At 69.8% G+C, this 17,957-nt stretch carries 14 protein-coding genes; 9 read left to right on the top strand and 5 right to left on the bottom strand.

What is annotated here, in order from left to right; translation table 11 throughout:
* Positions 1 to 82: 82 nt before the first annotated feature.
* Positions 83 to 2,077 (top strand): ATP-dependent DNA helicase, encoded by a 1,995-nt coding sequence (locus tag O1G22_RS11345; RefSeq protein ID WP_270081251.1) that lies wholly within the window; start codon positions 83 to 85, stop codon positions 2,075 to 2,077.
* 166 nt (positions 2,078 to 2,243) lie between these two features.
* On the opposite strand, the gene lexA is transcribed toward O1G22_RS11345, so the two are convergent.
* Entirely contained in the window at positions 2,244 to 3,020 is a 777-nt protein-coding gene (gene lexA, locus O1G22_RS11340) for a transcriptional repressor LexA (protein WP_053666267.1), read from the bottom strand.
* A 565-nt stretch (positions 3,021 to 3,585) separates the two neighbouring features.
* Between lexA and nrdR the strand changes: the two genes are divergently transcribed.
* Positions 3,586 to 4,137 (top strand): transcriptional regulator NrdR, encoded by a 552-nt coding sequence (gene nrdR, locus O1G22_RS11335; RefSeq protein WP_270081250.1) that lies wholly within the window; start codon positions 3,586 to 3,588, stop codon positions 4,135 to 4,137.
* Positions 4,138 to 4,301: 164 nt separating this feature from the next.
* Positions 4,302 to 7,199, top strand: a complete 2,898-nt coding sequence (locus O1G22_RS11330; RefSeq protein WP_270081249.1) for a vitamin B12-dependent ribonucleotide reductase — start codon at positions 4,302 to 4,304, stop codon at positions 7,197 to 7,199.
* 65 nt (positions 7,200 to 7,264) lie between these two features.
* Here O1G22_RS11330 and O1G22_RS11325 read toward each other — a convergent pair whose 3' ends face one another.
* Positions 7,265 to 7,873 (bottom strand): TerD family protein, encoded by a 609-nt coding sequence (locus O1G22_RS11325; RefSeq protein WP_270086388.1) that lies wholly within the window; start codon positions 7,871 to 7,873, stop codon positions 7,265 to 7,267.
* A gap of 76 nt (positions 7,874 to 7,949) precedes the next feature.
* Between O1G22_RS11325 and O1G22_RS11320 the strand changes: the two genes are divergently transcribed.
* The 3 genes from O1G22_RS11320 (at position 7,950) to O1G22_RS11310 (ending at position 10,280) form a co-directional block, all read left to right on the top strand.
* Entirely contained in the window at positions 7,950 to 8,555 is a 606-nt protein-coding gene (locus O1G22_RS11320; RefSeq protein WP_270081248.1) for a YdbC family protein, read from the top strand.
* Between the two features lie 147 nt (positions 8,556 to 8,702).
* Complete coding sequence (locus O1G22_RS11315) at positions 8,703 to 9,362, top strand: histidine phosphatase family protein (RefSeq protein WP_270081247.1); 660 nt, start codon at positions 8,703 to 8,705, stop codon at positions 9,360 to 9,362.
* A 12-nt stretch (positions 9,363 to 9,374) separates the two neighbouring features.
* Complete coding sequence (locus O1G22_RS11310) at positions 9,375 to 10,280, top strand: ADP-ribosylglycohydrolase family protein (RefSeq protein ID WP_270081246.1); 906 nt, start codon at positions 9,375 to 9,377, stop codon at positions 10,278 to 10,280.
* 376 nt (positions 10,281 to 10,656) lie between these two features.
* On the opposite strand, the gene O1G22_RS11305 is transcribed toward O1G22_RS11310, so the two are convergent.
* Complete coding sequence (locus tag O1G22_RS11305) at positions 10,657 to 12,204, bottom strand: MFS transporter (RefSeq protein WP_270081245.1); 1,548 nt, start codon at positions 12,202 to 12,204, stop codon at positions 10,657 to 10,659.
* 186 nt (positions 12,205 to 12,390) lie between these two features.
* Here O1G22_RS11305 and O1G22_RS11300 point away from each other — a divergent pair, with 186 nt between their 5' ends.
* The 3 genes from O1G22_RS11300 to O1G22_RS11290 all read left to right on the top strand — a co-directional run bounded on the left by O1G22_RS11300 (position 12,391) and on the right by O1G22_RS11290 (position 14,498).
* A complete protein-coding gene (locus O1G22_RS11300; protein WP_270081244.1) occupies positions 12,391 to 13,014 on the top strand; it encodes a TetR/AcrR family transcriptional regulator in 624 nt (207 codons plus the stop codon).
* Positions 13,015 to 13,095: 81 nt separating this feature from the next.
* Complete coding sequence (gene rnhB / locus O1G22_RS11295) at positions 13,096 to 13,797, top strand: ribonuclease HII (RefSeq protein ID WP_270081243.1); 702 nt, start codon at positions 13,096 to 13,098, stop codon at positions 13,795 to 13,797.
* Between the two features lie 68 nt (positions 13,798 to 13,865).
* The gene (locus tag O1G22_RS11290; protein ID WP_270081242.1) at positions 13,866 to 14,498 is read left to right on the top strand and encodes a hypothetical protein; all 633 of its coding nucleotides are present in this window, start codon (positions 13,866 to 13,868) and stop codon (positions 14,496 to 14,498) included.
* 280 nt (positions 14,499 to 14,778) lie between these two features.
* On the opposite strand, the gene O1G22_RS11285 is transcribed toward O1G22_RS11290, so the two are convergent.
* Positions 14,779 to 15,399 (bottom strand): hypothetical protein, encoded by a 621-nt coding sequence (locus O1G22_RS11285; RefSeq protein WP_270081241.1) that lies wholly within the window; start codon positions 15,397 to 15,399, stop codon positions 14,779 to 14,781.
* Positions 15,400 to 15,665: 266 nt separating this feature from the next.
* Positions 15,666 to 17,831 (bottom strand): RecQ family ATP-dependent DNA helicase, encoded by a 2,166-nt coding sequence (locus tag O1G22_RS11280; protein ID WP_270081240.1) that lies wholly within the window; start codon positions 17,829 to 17,831, stop codon positions 15,666 to 15,668.
* Between the last annotated feature and the right edge of the window lie 126 nt (positions 17,832 to 17,957).

Here is a 17,957-nt window from a genome sequence, read left to right as displayed (position 1 = left end):
CCAGGAGCCAGGCCGTGACCCCGCCCCCCGTTCCCGCCTTGACCGCTCGTTTGTCGGTGCCGGGCCGTAGGGTGGTCGGGCTATGACGAAGCCCTCACTCCCCGAACTCCTGCATGCCGCTGTCACCGCTGTCGGCGGCACGGAGCGCCCCGGCCAGGTGACCATGGCCGAATCGGTCGCCGAGGCGATCGACGACGGATCCCACCTGCTGGTCCAGGCCGGCACCGGCACCGGAAAGTCGCTGGGCTATCTCGTGCCCGCGCTCGCGCACGGGGAGAGAGTGGTCGTGGCGACGGCCACGCTGGCACTGCAGCGCCAGCTCGTGGAACGGGACCTGCCGCGTACGGTGGACGCCCTGCACCCGCTGCTGCGCCGCCGCCCGGAGTTCGCGATGCTGAAGGGCCGGTCGAACTATCTGTGCCTGCACCGGCTGAACGAGGGCATGCCGCAGGACGAGGAGGACGGTCTCTTCGACCAGTTCGAGGCCGCCGCGCCCACCAGCAAGCTGGGCCAGGACCTGCTGCGGCTGCGTGACTGGGCGGACGAGACCGAGAACGGCGACCGGGACGATCTCGCCCCGGGTGTCTCGGACCGCGCCTGGGCGCAGGTGTCGGTGTCCTCTCGGGAGTGCCTGGGCGCGACGAAGTGCGCCTACGGCGCCGAGTGCTTCGCGGAGATGGCCCGCGAGCGTGCCAAGCTCGCCGAAGTCGTCGTCACGAACCACGCCCTGCTCGCCATCGATGCCATTGAGGGTGCCCCGGTCCTGCCTCAGCACGAGGTGCTGATCGTGGACGAGGCCCATGAGCTCGTCTCCAGGGTCACCGGCGTCGCCACCGGCGAGCTCACCTCGGGCCAGGTCAACCGCGCCGTGCGCCGCGCCGCCAAGCTCGTCAACGAGAAGGCCGCCGATCAGCTCCAGACCGCCGCCGAGGGCTTCGAGCGGCTGATGGAGCTGGCCCTGCCGGGCCGTCTGGAGGAGATCCCGGAGGACCTCGGCTACGCCCTGATGGCGCTGCGGGACGCGGCCCGCACGGTCATCTCCGCGATCGGCGCGACGCGCGACAAGTCGGTGCAGGACGAGGACGCGGTCCGCAAGCAGGCGCTGGCCTCGGTGGAGACGGTGCACGGCGTGGCGGAGCGTGTCCTGAACGGCTCGGAGTGGGACGTCGTCTGGTACGAGCGGCACGACCGCTTCGGCGCGTCCCTGCGGATCGCCCCCATGTCGGTCTCGGGCCTGCTCAGGGAGAAGCTCTTCGCGGACCGCGCGGTCGTCCTCACCTCCGCCACCCTGAAACTGGGCGGCGACTTCAACGGGGTCGGCGCCTCCCTGGGGCTGGGCCCCGAGGGTGTGGAGGGCGAGGACCTGCCCAAGTGGAAGGGCGTCGACGTCGGCTCACCCTTCGACTACCGCAAGCAGGGCATCCTCTACGTCGCCAAGCACCTCTCGCGCCCGGCGCGGGACGGCGAGCGCTCGGACATGCTCGACGAGCTGACCGAACTCATCCAGGCGGCCGGCGGTCGCACTCTGGGACTGTTCTCCTCGATGCGGGCCGCCCAGCTCGCCGCCGAGGAGTTGCGCTCGCGGATTCCGGAGTTCCCGATCCTGCTCCAGGGCGAGGAGACCCTCGGCGAGCTGATCAAGAACTTCGCGGCCGACCCCAGGACATGCCTCTTCGGCACGCTCTCGCTGTGGCAGGGCGTCGACGTCCCGGGGCCCAGCTGCCAGCTGGTCGTCATGGACAAGATCCCGTTCCCACGCCCCGACGACCCGCTGATGAGCGCCCGGCAGAAGGCGGTCGAGGAGGCGGGCGGCAACGGCTTCATGGCGGTTGCCGCCACCCACGCGGCCCTGCTCATGGCCCAGGGCGCGGGCCGCCTCGTCCGTGCGTCAGGGGACCGGGGCGTAGTCGCCGTACTGGACCAGCGGCTGGCCACCGCGCGCTACGGCGGCTATCTGAAGGCGTCACTGCCGGACTTCTGGTACACCACGGACCGTAACCAGGTGCGCAAGTCGCTCGCGGCGATCGACGCGGCGGCGAAGCAGACCGAGGCGTCGGAGGCAGTGCAGGCCTCGTGAACGCGGAGTTGATCGCGGGGTAGCCTGACCGGCGCCGGTCAGGCTACCCCGCGATGCCAAGGGGCCGCGGACCACTCCCGGACACAGCAGGGCCCCGGAACCGGCGCAGGGGTTCCGGGGCCCGGTCAGGGAGCGAACCGGTCGGCCGGTCCGCCCATGGCAGGGGTCACACGCGCCGCAGCACCGCGACGACCTTGCCCAGGATGGTCGCGTCGTCGCCGGGGATCGGTTCGTACGCCGCGTTGTGCGGGAGGAGCCACACGTGGCCGTCCTCGCGCTTGAAGCGCTTGACGGTGGCCTCGCCGTCGAGCATGGCCGCGACGATGTCGCCGTTCTCGGCGACGGGCTGGCGGCGCACGGTGACCCAGTCGCCGTCGCAGATCGCGGCTTCGATCATGGAGTCGCCGACGACCTTGAGGACGAACAGCTCACCGTCACCGACGAGCTGGCGGGGAAGAGGGAAGACGTCCTCGACGGACTCCTCGGCGAGGATGGGCCCACCGGCGGCGATCCGGCCGACCAGCGGGACGTACGACGCGGCGGGTTTGCCGGCGGTGTCCGTGGGCTGCACGGTCACGGCCTGGTCGGAGCCGCGGACCTCGTACGCGCGTGGGCGGTGCGGGTCGCGGCGCAGGAAACCCTTGCGCTCCAGCGCCATCAGCTGATGCGCGACGGAGGAGGTGCTGGAGAGGCCGACGGCCTGACCGATCTCCCGCATGGACGGCGGGTAACCGCGGCGCTGCACGGAATCCCGGATGACTTCGATCACGCGGCGCTGCCGGTCCGTGAGCCCGGAGCTGTCCGCCCGGATTCCTGGAGGTCGGCCCGGCAAGGAGCGCTTGTGCTCGGGATTCGTGGCTTCGTTCATCGCGTGTACCGGCTCGACTCGGCCCTGGGAGCGGTCCTGGGCGGTGATGGTGGCACTGTCTGCGGTGGTGGTCACGTCGGCCCCTCTCGATGGTCTCCCTGCTGGACAACGGTAGTTGCTTTCGAAAGGTTGCGCCAAACACACGTTCGAGTGAAAAAGTGCGATTCACCTGACGCGATCATGTGTCTGGGTGTATAGCCAACGCGCCGTCCGGCGGACAAAAGCGTCCATTGTTGTACTCTTCACCGCCGGGGTGTCGACCTCGTGAGTCGTGTCCCCAGTCTGCCATCCGGAATCCGGCCGACCGGGATCCGGGCCCGTTCCGTGTCGGAGTCCCACGCGTCCTCCGTGTGGCGCCCACGGTATCTCCCTAAGTGTCGCGGCCGTAGGGCTCCATACCCGCGTGTCCCCGCCCGGTCACGGACGGCGTCGGCCTCGCCGGTCGTACGGCTGTGACACGCGTGTCTGCCTCGATGTATGCGCCAAGCCCCACATGTAGTGGTTGGATGGCTACAGCAGCCCACAAGTTGTGGTCCCCCGGGTCTGAGACGGTTCCGCGATCGCCTATGCTTAGGGCTGCTTCGCGGGGCCCACGGGTTCGGCGAGGTTGTTGAGTCTGCTGTGAGGAGGGTTGGAGATCATGCACTGCCCCTTCTGCAGGCACCCCGACAGCCGTGTGGTCGACAGTCGTACGACCGATGACGGCACGTCGATCCGCAGGCGCCGCCAGTGCCCCGACTGCTCCCGTCGTTTCACGACCGTGGAGACGTGCTCGCTCATGGTGGTCAAGCGGTCCGGAGTCACCGAGCCTTTCAGTCGTACCAAGGTCATCAACGGCGTGCGCAAGGCATGCCAGGGACGACCTGTCACCGAGGACGCACTCGCCCAGCTCGGCCAGCGGGTCGAGGAGGCGGTGCGCGCCACCGGGAGTGCCGAGCTGACCACCCACGACGTGGGGCTGGCCATACTCGGCCCGTTGCAGGAGCTCGACCTCGTCGCCTATCTGCGATTCGCCTCCGTCTACCGGGCGTTCGACTCGCTTGAGGACTTCGAGGCCGCTATCGCGGAGCTGAGGGAGGCGACGCGAGGCCCCGCCGTGGGCGACGGCGACGCGGGAGCGGGGAGCCAGGAAGAGCATCGCGGGCCCGGCGGGACCACTCAGGTTCCCGAGCCCGCCCACGCCGCCGACTGACCGGCGGGCCGGAAACCCTGGGAGACCCGGGTTCCGGCCGGGAGGCGGCGATCCAGGACCTGTTGCGGGTGGCAGTTGAGGGTGCCCGCAGCACAAGACAGAACACCGTGCCACGGGAACAAACGGGGCACTTCAGGGCGTTTTCGCCCGTAGAGGGAGGCGGCATGACAGAGACGGCGAGCGGTCCGGCACGAGGTTCCCGAGCCAAGGGCGGCAAGGCGGGAAACAAGGGACTGCACATCGAGCGCATCCACACCACCCCCGGCGTACATCCGTACGACGAGGTCGAGTGGGTGAGCCGTGACGTCGTCATGACCAACTGGCGCGACGGCTCGGTCAACTTCGAGCAGCGTGGCGTCGAGTTCCCCGACTTCTGGTCGGTGAACGCGGTCAACATCGTCACCAGCAAGTACTTCCGCGGTGCCGTCGGCACCCCGCAGCGCGAGGTCAGCCTCAAGCAGCTGATCGACCGCATCGTGAAGACGTACCGGAAGGCCGGCGAGGACTACAAGTACTTCGCCTCGCCCGCCGATGCCGAGATCTTCGAGCACGAGCTGGCCTACGCCCTCCTGCACCAGATCTTCAGCTTCAACAGCCCCGTCTGGTTCAACGTGGGCACCCCGCAGCCCCAGCAGGTCTCCGCCTGCTTCATCCTGTCCGTCGACGACTCCATGGAGTCGATCCTCGACTGGTACAAGGAAGAGGGCATGATCTTCAAGGGCGGCTCCGGCGCCGGCCTGAACCTGTCGCGCATCCGTTCTTCCAAGGAGCTGCTCTCCTCCGGCGGCAATGCCTCCGGCCCCGTCTCCTTCATGCGCGGCGCCGACGCCTCTGCCGGCACCATCAAGTCCGGTGGCGCCACCCGCCGCGCCGCCAAGATGGTCGTGCTCGACGTCGATCACCCCGACATCGAGGACTTCATCGAGACCAAGGTCAAGGAAGAGGAGAAGATCCGCGTCCTGCGCGACGCGGGCTTCGACATGGACCTGGGCGGCGACGACATCACCTCCGTCCAGTACCAGAACGCCAACAACTCGGTCCGCGTGAACGACGAGTTCATGAAGGCCGTCGAGGACGGCGGCAACTTCGGTCTGCGCGCGCGTATGACCGGAGAGGTCATCGAGGAGGTCGACGCCAAGGCGCTCTTCCGCAAGATCGCCGAGGCCGCGTGGGCCTGCGCCGACCCGGGCATCCAGTACGACGACACCATCAACACCTGGCACACCTGCCCCGAGTCCGGCCGGATCACCGCGTCGAACCCGTGCAGCGAGTACATGCACCTGGACAACACGTCCTGCAACCTGGCCTCGCTGAACCTGATGAAGTTCCTGAAGGACGACGGCAAGGGCAACCAGTCCTTCGAGACCGAGCGCTTCCAGAAGGTCGTCGAGCTGGTCATCACCGCGATGGACATCTCGATCTGCTTCGCGGACTTCCCGACCCAGAAGATCGGCGAGAACACGCGCGCGTTCCGCCAGCTCGGCATCGGCTACGCCAACCTCGGCGCCCTGCTGATGGCCACCGGCCACGCCTACGACTCCGACGGCGGGCGCGCCCTGGCCGGCGCGATCACCTCCCTGATGACGGGCACGGCCTACCGCCGCTCCGCCGAGCTGGCCGCGGTCGTCGGCCCGTACGACGGCTACGCCCGCAACGCCGACGCCCACAAGCGCGTCATGGCGCAGCACGCCGATGCCAACGGCAAGGCCGTCCGCATGGACGACCTGGACACCCCGGTGTGGGCCGCCGCCACGGAGGCCTGGCAGGACGTCGTCCGTCTCGGTGAGAAGAACGGTTTCCGTAACTCCCAGGCGTCCGTCCTCGCCCCGACCGGCACCATCGGTCTCGCGATGTCCTGCGACACCACCGGTGTCGAGCCCGACCTCGCCCTGGTGAAGTTCAAGAAGCTGGTCGGCGGCGGCTCGATGCAGATCGTCAACGGCACCGTCCCGCAGGCCCTGCGCCGCCTGGGCTACCAGGAGGAGCAGATCGAGGCGATCGTCGCCCACATCGCCGAGCACGGCAACGTGATCGACGCCCCCGGCCTGAAGCACGAGCACTACGAGGTCTTCGACTGCGCCATGGGCGAGCGCGCCATCTCCCCGATGGGCCACGTCCGCATGATGGCCGCGATCCAGCCGTGGATCTCCGGCGCCATCTCCAAGACGGTCAACATGCCGGAGACGGCGACCGTCGAGGAGGTCGAGGAGATCTACTTCGAGGCCTGGAAGCTGGGCGTCAAGGCGCTCGCGATCTACCGCGACAACTGCAAGGTCGGCCAGCCGCTCTCCGCCAAGAAGAAGGAGGACGCGAAGGCCGAGATCGCCGAGAAGGCCGAGGAGACGATCCGTACCGCGGTCGAGAAGGTGGTCGAGTACCGCCCGGTCCGCAAGCGCCTCCCCAAGGGCCGCCCCGGCATCACCACCTCCTTCACGGTCGGCGGCGCCGAGGGCTACATGACCGCCAACTCCTACCCGGACGACGGTCTCGGCGAGGTCTTCCTGAAGATGTCCAAGCAGGGCTCGACTCTCGCGGGCATGATGGACGCCTTCTCCATCGCGGTCTCCGTCGGCCTGCAGTACGGCGTGCCGCTGGAGACGTACGTCTCGAAGTTCACCAACATGCGCTTCGAGCCGGCCGGCATGACCGATGACCCGGACGTGCGGATGGCGCAGTCGATCGTCGACTACATCTTCCGCCGCCTGGCGCTGGACTTCCTGCCCTTCGAGACCCGCTCCGCGCTCGGCATCCACTCCGCCGAGGAGCGCCAGCGCCACCTGGAGACCGGTTCGTACGAGCCCGCCGACGACGAGGTCGACGTCGAGGGCCTGGCCCAGTCGGCGCCGCGCACTCAGGAGCTGAAGGCGGTCGCCACGCCGAAGGCCGGGTCCGAAGCGGCCAAGCCCGCCCCGAAGCAGGCCCACACCAGCGCCGAGCTGGTGGAGATGCAGCTGGGCATCCAGGCCGACGCCCCGCTGTGCTTCTCCTGCGGCACGAAGATGCAGCGGGCCGGTTCCTGCTACATCTGCGAGGGCTGCGGCTCGACCAGTGGCTGCAGCTGATGACACGCGGTAGCTGAAGTAAGGGGCGTCGGCCATTGCCGGCGCCCCTTACCCGTGGTCGTGGGTCAGCGCTGGTGCGCCCTGCCCATGACGCGGGTGAACGTCGCGGGGTCCTCCTCGAACCCGTGCACGCCTGGACGGAAGGTCCAGTCTCCGGAGCCGTCCCGAGCGAACTCGGCGATCGTGGCCGCCGTCGCCCCGAGGACCGAGCCGAAGTCGTCCTCGGCGAGCACGGTGTAGCCTTCCCGGACCCGCATGGCCGGATTCAGCACATGGACGAACGTCTTGTGCCCGGGCCGCTGTTGGATGACCACACCGACCACCACGCGCGCGTACCGGTCGGCCAGCCGGTCCAGTTCCAGCGTCATGACCTCGTCCCAGCCGAAGCCCCTGCCGTCGGTGCTGTCCCGGTTGAGGAAGATCGTGCCGTCGGGCGAGCGGCTGTCGAAGTGCACCAGATAGGCCGGCGTCCCGTAGGCATCGTCCGAGGTGAACGTCGCAGCGACGATGTCGAGATCAGTGGGCGGCTGACCCGCCGGGCTCGGATCCCATTTCACCGCCACCTCGATCTTGCGGAGTCCCTTGCTGAAGCCGGACAACGGGCTTCCCCTTCCCCCTGTGACTGCTCTGTCCCCAACTCGCGTGGAGCCAGGGCTCTTTGCCCATCGTGCCACGCGCGCGGGGCGCATGCGCGGGTGATCTCCGCCGGAGCGTGACCGGCGCCACGTCCGCTGGCCTTACGATGGCGCGGTGCTGGTCAAGTGGATTCGCTGCACCGTGGTGGACCGCCGCGGCTTCGAGCGGGGGCAGCGGAAATGGGCGGGGCTTCTGGGGGAGCCGGGTTTTCGGGGGCAGGGCGGAGGCTGGAGCCGGCAGCGGCCGGGCGTGGCGCACATCTTCGCCTTCTGGGAGAGCCGCGCCTTCTACGACTCCTTCATGGCCCGCTCGCACGACCGCCTGGCCTCCGCCCAGTCCGGCACGTTCAAGGACGCCCAGGTCAAGCTCTTCGAGTACCGCTTCGACGTGAAGACGGGCTTCGAGCCGAGGTTCACAGACGCCGACCTGATCCGGGTGGCCCTGTGCCAGGTCCACGAGGAGAGGGTGGAGCACTTCACCCTCATGCAGGAGAAGGTCTGGAACCCCGCGATGGCCGGTTCGCCCGGCATGATCCGCGGCATGTTCGCTGAGGCACCCGACCAGGAGTTCCTGATCCTGTCGATGTGGCGCTCGGCGGCCGAACACGGCAAGTACCGCACCGAGCGCGTGGAACGCCTCGCCCTGCGCGCCCAGACCGAGGCCGACATCGCGGCGCTCTCCGGCGACATCGTGGATCTGGAACCGTCCTGGACGGTCTGAGCATCGGGCGTGGTGGTCTCCCGAGCGAGTCGGTTTGAAGAGCAAACTCACCTCTGACGGGGCCAGGGGAGCCGAATTCGTGTGACCTACGCCGTATGGAGCCCGTACGAGTGCTCGATTTCCCCTCACTCGATCTAGGGTTTTGGCATGGCACGACCACGGCGCATCGTCCTTGTCCGGCACGGCGAGTCCACGGGCAACGTCGACGACTCCGTGTACGAGCGCGAGCCCGACCACGCGCTCGCGCTGACCGAGCGGGGCTGGCGACAGGCCGAAGAGACCGGCAAGGGGCTCAGGGAACTCTTCGGCCGGGAACGCGTGAGCGTGTACGTCTCCCCGTACCGCCGCACCCACGAGACGCTCCGTGCCTTCCATCTCGACCCCGACCTCATACGTGTCCGGGAGGAGCCGCGGCTGCGCGAACAGGACTGGGGCAACTGGCAGGACCGTGACGACGTCCGCCTGCAGAAGGCCTACCGGGACGCGTACGGCCACTTCTTCTTCCGGTTCCCGCAGGGCGAGTCCGGCGCCGACGTGTACGACCGGGTCGGCGGCTTCCTGGAGAGCCTGTTCCGCAGCTTCGAGGCTCCCGACCACCCGCCGAACGTGCTCCTGGTGACGCACGGGCTCGCGATGCGGCTGTTCTGCATGCGCTGGTTCCACTGGACCGTCGCGGAATTCGAGTCGCTGTCGAACCCCGGGAACGCGGAGATGCGGATGCTCGTTCTCGGAGAGGACGGCAAGTACACGCTCGACCGGCCTTTCGAGCGCTGGCGAGATCCGGTGCCGTACTGGGTGAACGGATAGAGTGGCAGAGCGATGACCGCTGACTCCTCTTCCTCCGGGCGCCTGGAGCGCGCCCTGGCGAGCCTGCGCGGACTGGCCGTGGGGGACTCCCTGGGCTCCCAGTTCTTCGTTCCGGCGCACTATCCCCTGCTGAAGCGGCGCGAGCTGCCGCCGGGTCCCTGGCAGTGGACGGACGACACCGAGATGGCCTGCTCCGTGGTCGCTGTTCTCGCCGCCCACCACCGCATCGACCAGGACGCGCTGGCCCGCTCCTTCGCCGACCATCACGACTTCGACCGGGGCTACGGGCCTGCGGTCAACCGTCTGCTGCGGCTCGTCCGGGAGGGCGGGGACTGGCGTGAGCTGGCCGCCGGGCTCTTCAACGGACAGGGGTCCTGGGGCAACGGAGCCGCGATGCGCATCGCCCCGCTGGGCGCCTGGTACGCGGACGATCCGGAGCAGGCGACCCACCAGGCGGAGATCTCGGCCTACCCCACCCATCAGCATCGCGAGGCCGTGGTCGGGGCCATGGCTGTGGCCGCCGCCGCGGCCCTGGTCGGCTCCCCGGGCGGGCCGCCGAGCCCCGAGGCGCTCCTCGACGGCGTCGTCGCGCTGGTGCCGAAGAGCGCAGTCGGCCAGGGACTGAGGCGCGCCCGCGACATGCTGGACTACGGCGACGCGGGCACCGTCGCGGCCGTCCTGGGCTGCGGACGCCGCACGACGGCCCATGACACCGTCCCCTTCGCCCTGTGGTCCGCCGCACGCAGCCTCGGAAATTACGAGGCAGCGTTCTGGACGACCGCCCAGGTGGGCGGCGACGTGGACACCACCTGCGCGATCGTGGGCGGCGTGCTCGCCGCCGGCAAGGCGGGCACACCCCCCGCAGCGTGGACGGAGCGGGCCGAGGCCCTGCCGGACTGGGTACCGACGGGGCTCTGACGGGGCGGCGGGGCGAGCCTGGTGGATGACGGCCCTGCAGCTGCGGGGCGGGCGCCTGGTTGCGGCCGGTGAGGGCAGACCTTCGCGCAGACGTAGGTCCTCATGAAAGCTCTCCGTGATTGCCGGGAACTCTCTGTGACAACCGCGCGTTCTTCCCGTATCCGCTGGATGTCCGGCACTTCGGTACGGGCTGGGTGGGGGAGTCGGAGCCGCGGGGAGGGGATGTGTGATGGCGTTCGTGTCCTGGGAGCAGGCGTTCCTGCCGACCCTGATGTGGGCGCTGGTGCCCGTGGTGCGGCCTGCCGGACCGACGCGCGGGCCCTCCGTCCCCGGGCGGCGGTCCGGCAGGCCGCGGCTCCGCGCGGTCCGGAAGGGGTCAGCCCATGCCCGGGCCCGCCATGCCGGCGAGCGTTTCGAGATCGCTCCTACGCACCCTGAGCACGAACCAGGCGGTCACGAACCCCAGCGCGGCCATCGCGGCGGCCGGGACGAAGGCGCTGGAGATGCCGTGGGCGAGCACGTCGTGGCCCCAGGGCGCGGGCAGCTGGTGCGTCTTGGCGAAGTGCGCCTTCTGCTCCGGCGAACCGTTGGCAAGGAACTTCGGCAGCTGCTTCTTCGCCTCGTCCTTGCTGGCCGAGCCGAAGACGGTCGTCAGGATGGACAACCCGAGCGAACCGCCCACCTGCTGCATCGCGTTGAGCAGACCCGAGGCCGCACCCGCCTCGTGCTGGGCGACGCCGGACACGGCGGTCACCGTGGCCGTCACGAAGTTCAGGCCCATGCCGAAGCCGAACACCAGCATCGGTCCGAGCACTCCGCCGAGGTAAGAGCTGTCCGGACGGATGAACGTCTGCCAGACCAGCCCGATCGCCACGAGCGCCGAGCCGACCATCATGAACGGCTTCGGGCCGAGCTTCGGCAGCAGGGACTGCGACAGGCCCGCGCCGACCGCGATCGCGACCGTCACGGGGAGGAAGGCCAGGCCGGCCTTGACGGCGCTGTAGCCGAGGACGTCCTGCACGAACAGCACGATGTAGAAGAACATGCCGAACATCGCCGCGGCCAGGCTCAGCATGATCACGTACGTGCCCCAGCGGTTGCGGTCCGTGAACATCCTGAGCGGGGTGATCGGCTCCTTGGCCCGCGTCTCGGTGAGGATGAAGGCGAGGAGCAGGACCACGGCCGCGCCGAACGAGCCGAGGGTGAGTCCGTCGTGCCAGCCGTTCTCCGCGGCCCGGATGAACCCGTACACCAGCGAGGCCATGCCCACCGTCGAGGTCAGCGCTCCCGTGATGTCGAAGCGCCCCGGATGCCGCTCCGACTCGCTGATGTACAGCGGAGCGAGCGCCGCGATCAGCACGCCGATGGGCACGTTGACGAAGAGCACCCACCGCCAGTCCAGCCAGTCGGTGAGCATGCCACCCGCGAGCAGGCCGATGGCACCGCCGCCCGCGGAGACGGCGGCGAACACACCGAAGGCCCGGTTGCGTTCCGGGCCTTCCGGGAAGGTCGTCGTGATGAGCGCCAGCGACGTGGGCGAAGCTATCGCGCCGCCCACACCTTGCAGGGCCCGTGCGGCCAGCAGCTGCCAGGGTTCCTGGGCGAGACCGCCCAACAGCGAGGCGAAGGTGAACAGCAGGATGCCGGTGATGAACACCCGGCGGCGGCCGAGGATGTCTCCGGCCCGCGCTCCGAGCAGCAGCAGGCCGCCGAACGTGAGCGTGTAGGCGCTGACGACCCAAGTCAGGTCGGTCGTGCTGAATTTGAGCGCAACTTGAATGTGCGGGAGCGCGATGTTCACAATCGTCGCGTCGAGTACCACCATGAGTTGGCAGGCCGCGATGACGGTGAGTGCGATGCCGGGATGCCCCTCCCGGCGGGCCATGCCCGGTTTTGGATCCTGAAGCAGCTGAGAGGTCGTCACTATGGGTCCCCCACAAAGGCGTTAGTGAACGCTCGCGTTCACTTTCGGCTCCACGGTAGTGAGTCCCCAACAGTGAACGCAAGCGTTCACTTAATCGGGTGCGCCGCCTCGCGTCCCCCTGTTTGCTGCGGCGTGGCGCCCTCCGCCCCGGAATCCCCGCTTCCCATGCACGTTGGAGAGACACAGATGGTTACCTCGCGCTGGACGGCCGACCCCACCCGGACGGCTTCCCCTCGTCGGCGCGGCGTGGTGCTGGAGCGCGCGATCCTCGACGCCGCTCTGGAACAGCTCGGCTCGGTCGGCTGGAAGGGTCTGACCATGGAAGGCGTCGCGGCCGGCGCCCAGACCGGCAAGGCAGCGGTCTACCGCCGCTGGCCCAGCAAGGAGGACCTCGTCGCGGACGCACTGGTGGCCCGGCTGCCCCAGGTGGAGACGGCTCCGGACCTCGGGAGCGTGCGCGAGGACCTCCTCATGCTGTGCCGGCAGGTCCGGGAGATCATGTACTCGCCCCCCGGTCTCGCACTGCGCGCGGTGATTCACGAGTGCGACGACGCTCAGGCGGAGCGCTTCCAGGACGTGATCATCGGAGGGGTCATCGGGCCGACGGTCACCCTGCTCCGTGATGTCGTCACCCGTGGGATAGAGCGGGGTGAGGTCCGTCCGGACGCGGCCAACGGCTATGTCTTCGACGCCATCCCCGCCATGATGATGTACCGCTCCAAGGTGTGCGCATGTGAATGGAGCGACCAGGATCTCGAAGAGATGATCGACCAGCTGATGCTCCCGCTGCTGCGGCCTCACGGGGTCTGATCCCGCGCCTCGGTGATCTGTGCGGCGGTCGGGCGACCGGGGTGTCGCGGGGCGATCCCGGCGGCGTACGCTAAGGGCGCCATGCCGTACGAACCACCCACTCACACTGTCGAGCGCTCCCTGCGCGCCACGACCGGAGCGAAGGTCATTGCCGGTGTCGACGAGGTGGGACGCGGAGCCTGGGCCGGACCCGTCACCGTCTGTGCCGCGATCACCGGATTGCGCCGCCCGCCCGAGGGTCTGACCGACTCCAAGCTGCTGACCATCAAGCGTCGTACGGAACTCGCCGAGGTCCTGCAGGCATGGGTGACGGCCTACGCCCTGGGGCATGCTTCCCCTGAGGAGATCGACGGCCTGGGGATGACGGCGGCACTACGGCTCGCCGCGGTGCGTGCCCTGGACGCCCTGCCGGTCCGCCCCGAGGCCGTCATCCTCGACGGGAAGCACGACTATCTCGGCGACCCCTGGAAGGTGCGCACGGTGATCAAGGGCGATCGCTCGTGTGTGGCCGTCGCCGCGGCGTCGGTGATCGCCAAGGTTCAGCGCGACAAAATGATGGCCGAACTGGGTATCGACCATGCAGACTTCGGATTTGCGGACAACGCCGGGTATCCGTCGCCCGTGCACAAGGCCGCACTGGAGGAGTGGGGACCCACCCCGCACCACCGCTTGTCGTGGGCGTATCTTGATGCGTTGCCTCAGTGGCGGCACCTCAAGAAGGCCCGCAGCTGGGCGGACGGAGGCGTTCCGGAGATCGAAGGGCAGCTCGGCTTCGATTTCTGACGGTTCCGATCGCACTGATGTGCCACCCGGTCACCCGTACCGCACCAATGTTTGATAAATATCAGCTCATGCCTCTCATTCCCGAGGAGCCTCAGATTCACGAGAGTGCCCAGGGTCCCCGCGCTACTCCGGCCAGCGGCCGTACCGCGCCGACCCCTCGCCCCGTACCCGGCCCCCGCCCCGCGGCTCCGTCCCGTCCCGGTCGCCCGGGCCCTCTGCGGCCCGCGCCGCCGGTGCAGCGCACGCCGCGTGACGTGGCTCCGGCCAAGCCGGGCCCGTCGGGCCCGGCCGCTCCCGCCGCTTCGGCGGCCACCCCGCAGATCCAGCTGATCCCGGCCTCGGTCGAGGGAGCGCTCGATGCCGCCGAGGAGGCGGTGGACCTGCTCCTGGACTCGGGCCGTGCCCCCGGCGACGTGCTTGTGATCACCACCGGTGCCCAGCACCCATGGGCGGAGCACGAACTGTCCTTCGGTGAAGCCTCCTACTGGGCGCAGCACGACGCCGGTGATGACGTCTTCTACACGGACGCCGCCATCGCTGCCCGTGCATCCTCTCGCCCCGTGGTGGTCGTGGCCGTCAACGGAGGCCCGGCCTCGGCCGCTGCCACAGCCCTGCCGCTGGCCCACACCCGGGCCGGAGCCCTGCTGATCGTCTGCGGCGACCCGCAGCAGATCAACGCGGTGCTGGGCGCCGGCGTCTGAGCCACGCGCGGCGCCTCGGGGAGCCGGAGTGTCGCTGGAGCCGCTCCGGCGGAATCCGTATGGAGTGGCTTTTGGCATGCCCGGATGTCGGGCGGCCACGGAACTCATGGCTCGGTCGGCTCAGCCGCCGGTCAGGGGTGCAAGGAGCGGCCTCCGGCGGGTGTGGGCGTCGGGGGCGCCGGCCGGCCCGTGCGCGGTCTGCCGTCTGCTTGTCCCCGGTGGCCGGCGTCGGGCGGCGCATGCGGTCGAGGCGTATGGCCTGGGCCCGATGCCGTTGCCTTCAGCGCGCCGCTGCCCGGCGCAGGACCTCGGAGACCGGCCCGCCGGTGCGCGGCGCGAGCGGCGGGGTCTCCGACAGGGCGAAGGGCTCCGGCGGGGAGTCGGCGTTGGGTCGGCGTCCGCCGCGCCCCTCACCGAGCACCTGCCAGCCGTCGTGGGTCAGCGTGATGTACGCCCCACAGCGCAGGCCGTGCAGCGTGCAGGCGTCACGCAGGCCCCACATCCAGGCGCCGTCCTCCTCCGTCCAGCGCGCATCGCCCTCACGGCAGTACAGCAGTACGGCCGTGCGCACGGGTGTACGGCGCCGCAGGTCGTGCGGGATGACCCGGCGCAGCTGGGCGAGCAGCGCGTTGCGGAACATCCACCCGTCGGCCGGGGCCGGTCTACGGGTGAACGACGCGCTGGCGCACAGCCGCTCGTCGGGATCCAGCACCGCCACGATCGCCGTGGACGGCTTCGGATGGTGCCGGGCATGCAACCCGCTGACGACCTCACGGGGGTTGCGCAGCAGAGGGATTCCGGCGGCGGCCCATTCGGCCGGCTCAAGCAGGCGACTGGCGGAAACGGCGGACGCGGACGTCGACAACGAGGCCGCCGAGGACGAGGCGAATCCGAAGGTCACGTTCCTCCCTTCGGCTACGCGCCCACACTGCGGGCGAGGTCGGATTGGGGAGCGCGCACCGCAGCAAAGCCCAACCAGATCACGAGCGAGCCGTGCGGGGAGCGGACCTCAATTCTTCCTGTCGAACTGGGATGCGGCAACGAGCAATTGGGGTCGCCGACTGTTATCGGGGGGTGTGTGGCTTATATCCCTACCCAATGCTTTGGCTGCTGACGCCTGAGGTGTCCCAGCCGCGGTGCGCCCCGTCCTCGCGGCTGGACGTGCGGTCAGCCCTGGACGGCCAGGACCAGTGGCAACACCCCCCGCGCGCCGGACTTTACGAGCAGACGCGCCGCGACCGCGAGGGTCCAGCCCGTCTCGGTGAAGTCATCGATCAGCAGCACCGGTCCGTGCGCCTCGGCGAGCGCCGACGCCAGGTCGGGCGGCACCGTCAGCGCGCCGTCGAGGGCCTTCAGCCGCTGGGCGCTGTTGCTGCGCGGCGGCCGCGGCACGTCCCCGGCGTACTCCACGGAGCCGAGCAGGGGAAGCCGCCCCACCTCGGCGATCCGGGCGCCCAGGGAGTGGATCAGCCGGGGCCGGGAGAGCGAGGCGATGGTGACGACCCCCACGGGCCGGGGCCGGGCGTCGGACACACCGGGAGCCCAGCCTCCAGGGCCCTTCGCCCAGTCGGCCAGGACGCCCACCACAGCCTGTGCCACGTCGTCCGGCACAGCGCTGTCGGGCGCCTGGGGCGCGAGGAGCGGCCGCAGCCGGTTGCCCCAGCCGATGTCCGAAAGTCGACCCAACGCCCGCCCCGGCAAGGCCTGTTCGCCGGCCGGAATGCGCCCCTTGAGCGCGATGCCGATGGCCGGGAGCCCGGTCGGCCACATGCGGCGGGGTTCCACCTCGACCCCGGCGCGGCCGAGGTCGCTGCGCGCGGCGGCCACCGCCGTCGCAGAGGCGTCGGCGGTGAAGCGCGGCCCCGCGCAGTTGTCGCAGCGGCCGCAGGGCCTGGCGCCCTCGTCGTCCAGCTGACGCTGCAGGAACTCCATCCGGCAGGTGGTGGTGGAAGCGTAGGCGCGCATCGCCTGCTGCTCGGCCGCGCGCTGCCGGGTCACCCAGTCGTAGCGCTCGGCGTCGTACGACCAAGGCTGTCCGGTCGCAATCCAGCCCCCCTTGACGCGGTGGACGGCACCATCCACGTCGAGGACCTTCAGCATGGTCTCCAGCCGGGAGCGGCGCAGTTCGACCAGTGGTTCCAGCGCGGGCAGCGACAGCGGTCCCTCCGCCCGGGCGAGGACGTCCAGGGTGCGCCGGACCAGTTCCTCGGAGGGGAAGGCGAGAGAGGCGAAGTACTGCCAGATCGCCTCGTCCTCCGTGCCGGGCAGCAGCAGCACCTCGGCGTGCTCCACACCGCGGCCGGCCCGGCCGACCTGCTGGTAGTAGGCGATGGGGGAGGAGGGGGAGCCGAGGTGGACCACGAAACCCAGGTCCGGCTTGTCGAAGCCCATGCCCAGCGCGGAGGTGGCGACCAGAGCCTTGACCCGGTTGGCGATCAGGTCGTCCTCGGCCTGCTGCCGTTCGGCGTTCTCCGTCTTGCCCGTGTACGAGGCGACGGTGTGCCCGCGCTGCCGCAGAAAGGCTGCGACCTCCTCCGCCGCGGCGACGGTGAGGGTGTAGATGATGCCGGAGCCCGGCAGGTCGTCGAGATGGTCGGCGAGCCAGGCCATCCTGTGCGCGGCGTCCGGCAGCCGCAGCACCCCGAGGCTGAGGCTCTCCCGGTCCAGCGGCCCGCGCAGCACCAGCGCGTCCGACGAGCCGCCCGTGCCGAGCTGCTCGGCGACATCCGCGGTCACCCGGGCGTTGGCCGTGGCTGTGGTGGCCAGCACGGGCACACCGGGCGGCAGTTCGCCCAGCATGGTGCGCAGCCGCCGGTAGTCGGGACGGAAGTCATGGCCCCAGTCGGAGATGCAGTGGGCCTCGTCCACGACCAGCAGGCCGGTCGCGGCGGCGAGCTTGGGCAGGACCTGGTCACGGAAGTCGGGGTTGTTCAGCCGCTCCGGGCTCACGAGCAGGACGTCGACCTCACCGGCCGCGATCTCGGCCTGGACGGCGTCCCACTCCTCGGTGTTCGCGGAATTGATGGTCCGGGCGTGGATACCGGCCCGGGCCGCTGCCTCTACCTGATTGCGCATGAGCGCGAGCAAGGGCGAGACGATCACCGTGGGTCCGCTTCCTCTGGCCCGCAGCAGCGAGGTGGCCACGAAATACACCGCGGACTTGCCCCACCCCGTGCGCTGCACGACCAGGGCCCGGCGCCGGTCCGCGACCAGCGCCTCGATCGCGCGCCACTGGTCCTCGCGCAGCCGGGCCCCGCCCGTGGCATCCCCGACGAGCCGGGCGAGGACGGCGTCCGCCTGGGCCCGGAGATCCGCGTTGCTCGTGTGTTCCATGCGCTCCATACAACAGGACGGGACCGACAATCGGGCGGGCCGCGGGCCGAGGCTGTGGACAACCGCGACGGTCTTGTCGTGTCCCTGATTCGACTTATCCACAGGTTCAAGCAGAATCTCAAGATC

Source organism: Streptomyces camelliae, from assembly GCF_027625935.1.
Lineage (GTDB): Bacteria > Actinomycetota > Actinomycetes > Streptomycetales > Streptomycetaceae > Streptomyces > Streptomyces camelliae.
The sequence above is the reverse complement of the archived record's forward strand: the minus strand, read 5'-3'. Positions and strand labels throughout refer to the sequence as shown.

What these genes read in the sequence shown, in the direction of transcription:
- nrdR (WP_270081250.1), top strand. Translation starts at nt 3,586, where the DNA reads ATGCACTGCCCCTTCTGCAGGCACCCCGACAGCCGTGTGGTCGACAGT.
- O1G22_RS11280 (WP_270081240.1), bottom strand. Translation starts at nt 17,831, where the DNA reads ATGGAACACACGAGCAACGCGGATCTCCGGGCCCAGGCGGACGCCGTC.
- O1G22_RS11330 (WP_270081249.1), top strand. Translation starts at nt 4,302, where the DNA reads ATGACAGAGACGGCGAGCGGTCCGGCACGAGGTTCCCGAGCCAAGGGC.
- O1G22_RS11300 (WP_270081244.1), top strand. Translation starts at nt 12,391, where the DNA reads ATGGTTACCTCGCGCTGGACGGCCGACCCCACCCGGACGGCTTCCCCT.
- O1G22_RS11310 (WP_270081246.1), top strand. Translation starts at nt 9,375, where the DNA reads ATGACCGCTGACTCCTCTTCCTCCGGGCGCCTGGAGCGCGCCCTGGCG.
- O1G22_RS11290 (WP_270081242.1), top strand. Translation starts at nt 13,866, where the DNA reads ATGCCTCTCATTCCCGAGGAGCCTCAGATTCACGAGAGTGCCCAGGGT.
- O1G22_RS11315 (WP_270081247.1), top strand. Translation starts at nt 8,703, where the DNA reads ATGGCACGACCACGGCGCATCGTCCTTGTCCGGCACGGCGAGTCCACG.
- rnhB (WP_270081243.1), top strand. Translation starts at nt 13,096, where the DNA reads ATGCCGTACGAACCACCCACTCACACTGTCGAGCGCTCCCTGCGCGCC.
- O1G22_RS11345 (WP_270081251.1), top strand. Translation starts at nt 83, where the DNA reads ATGACGAAGCCCTCACTCCCCGAACTCCTGCATGCCGCTGTCACCGCT.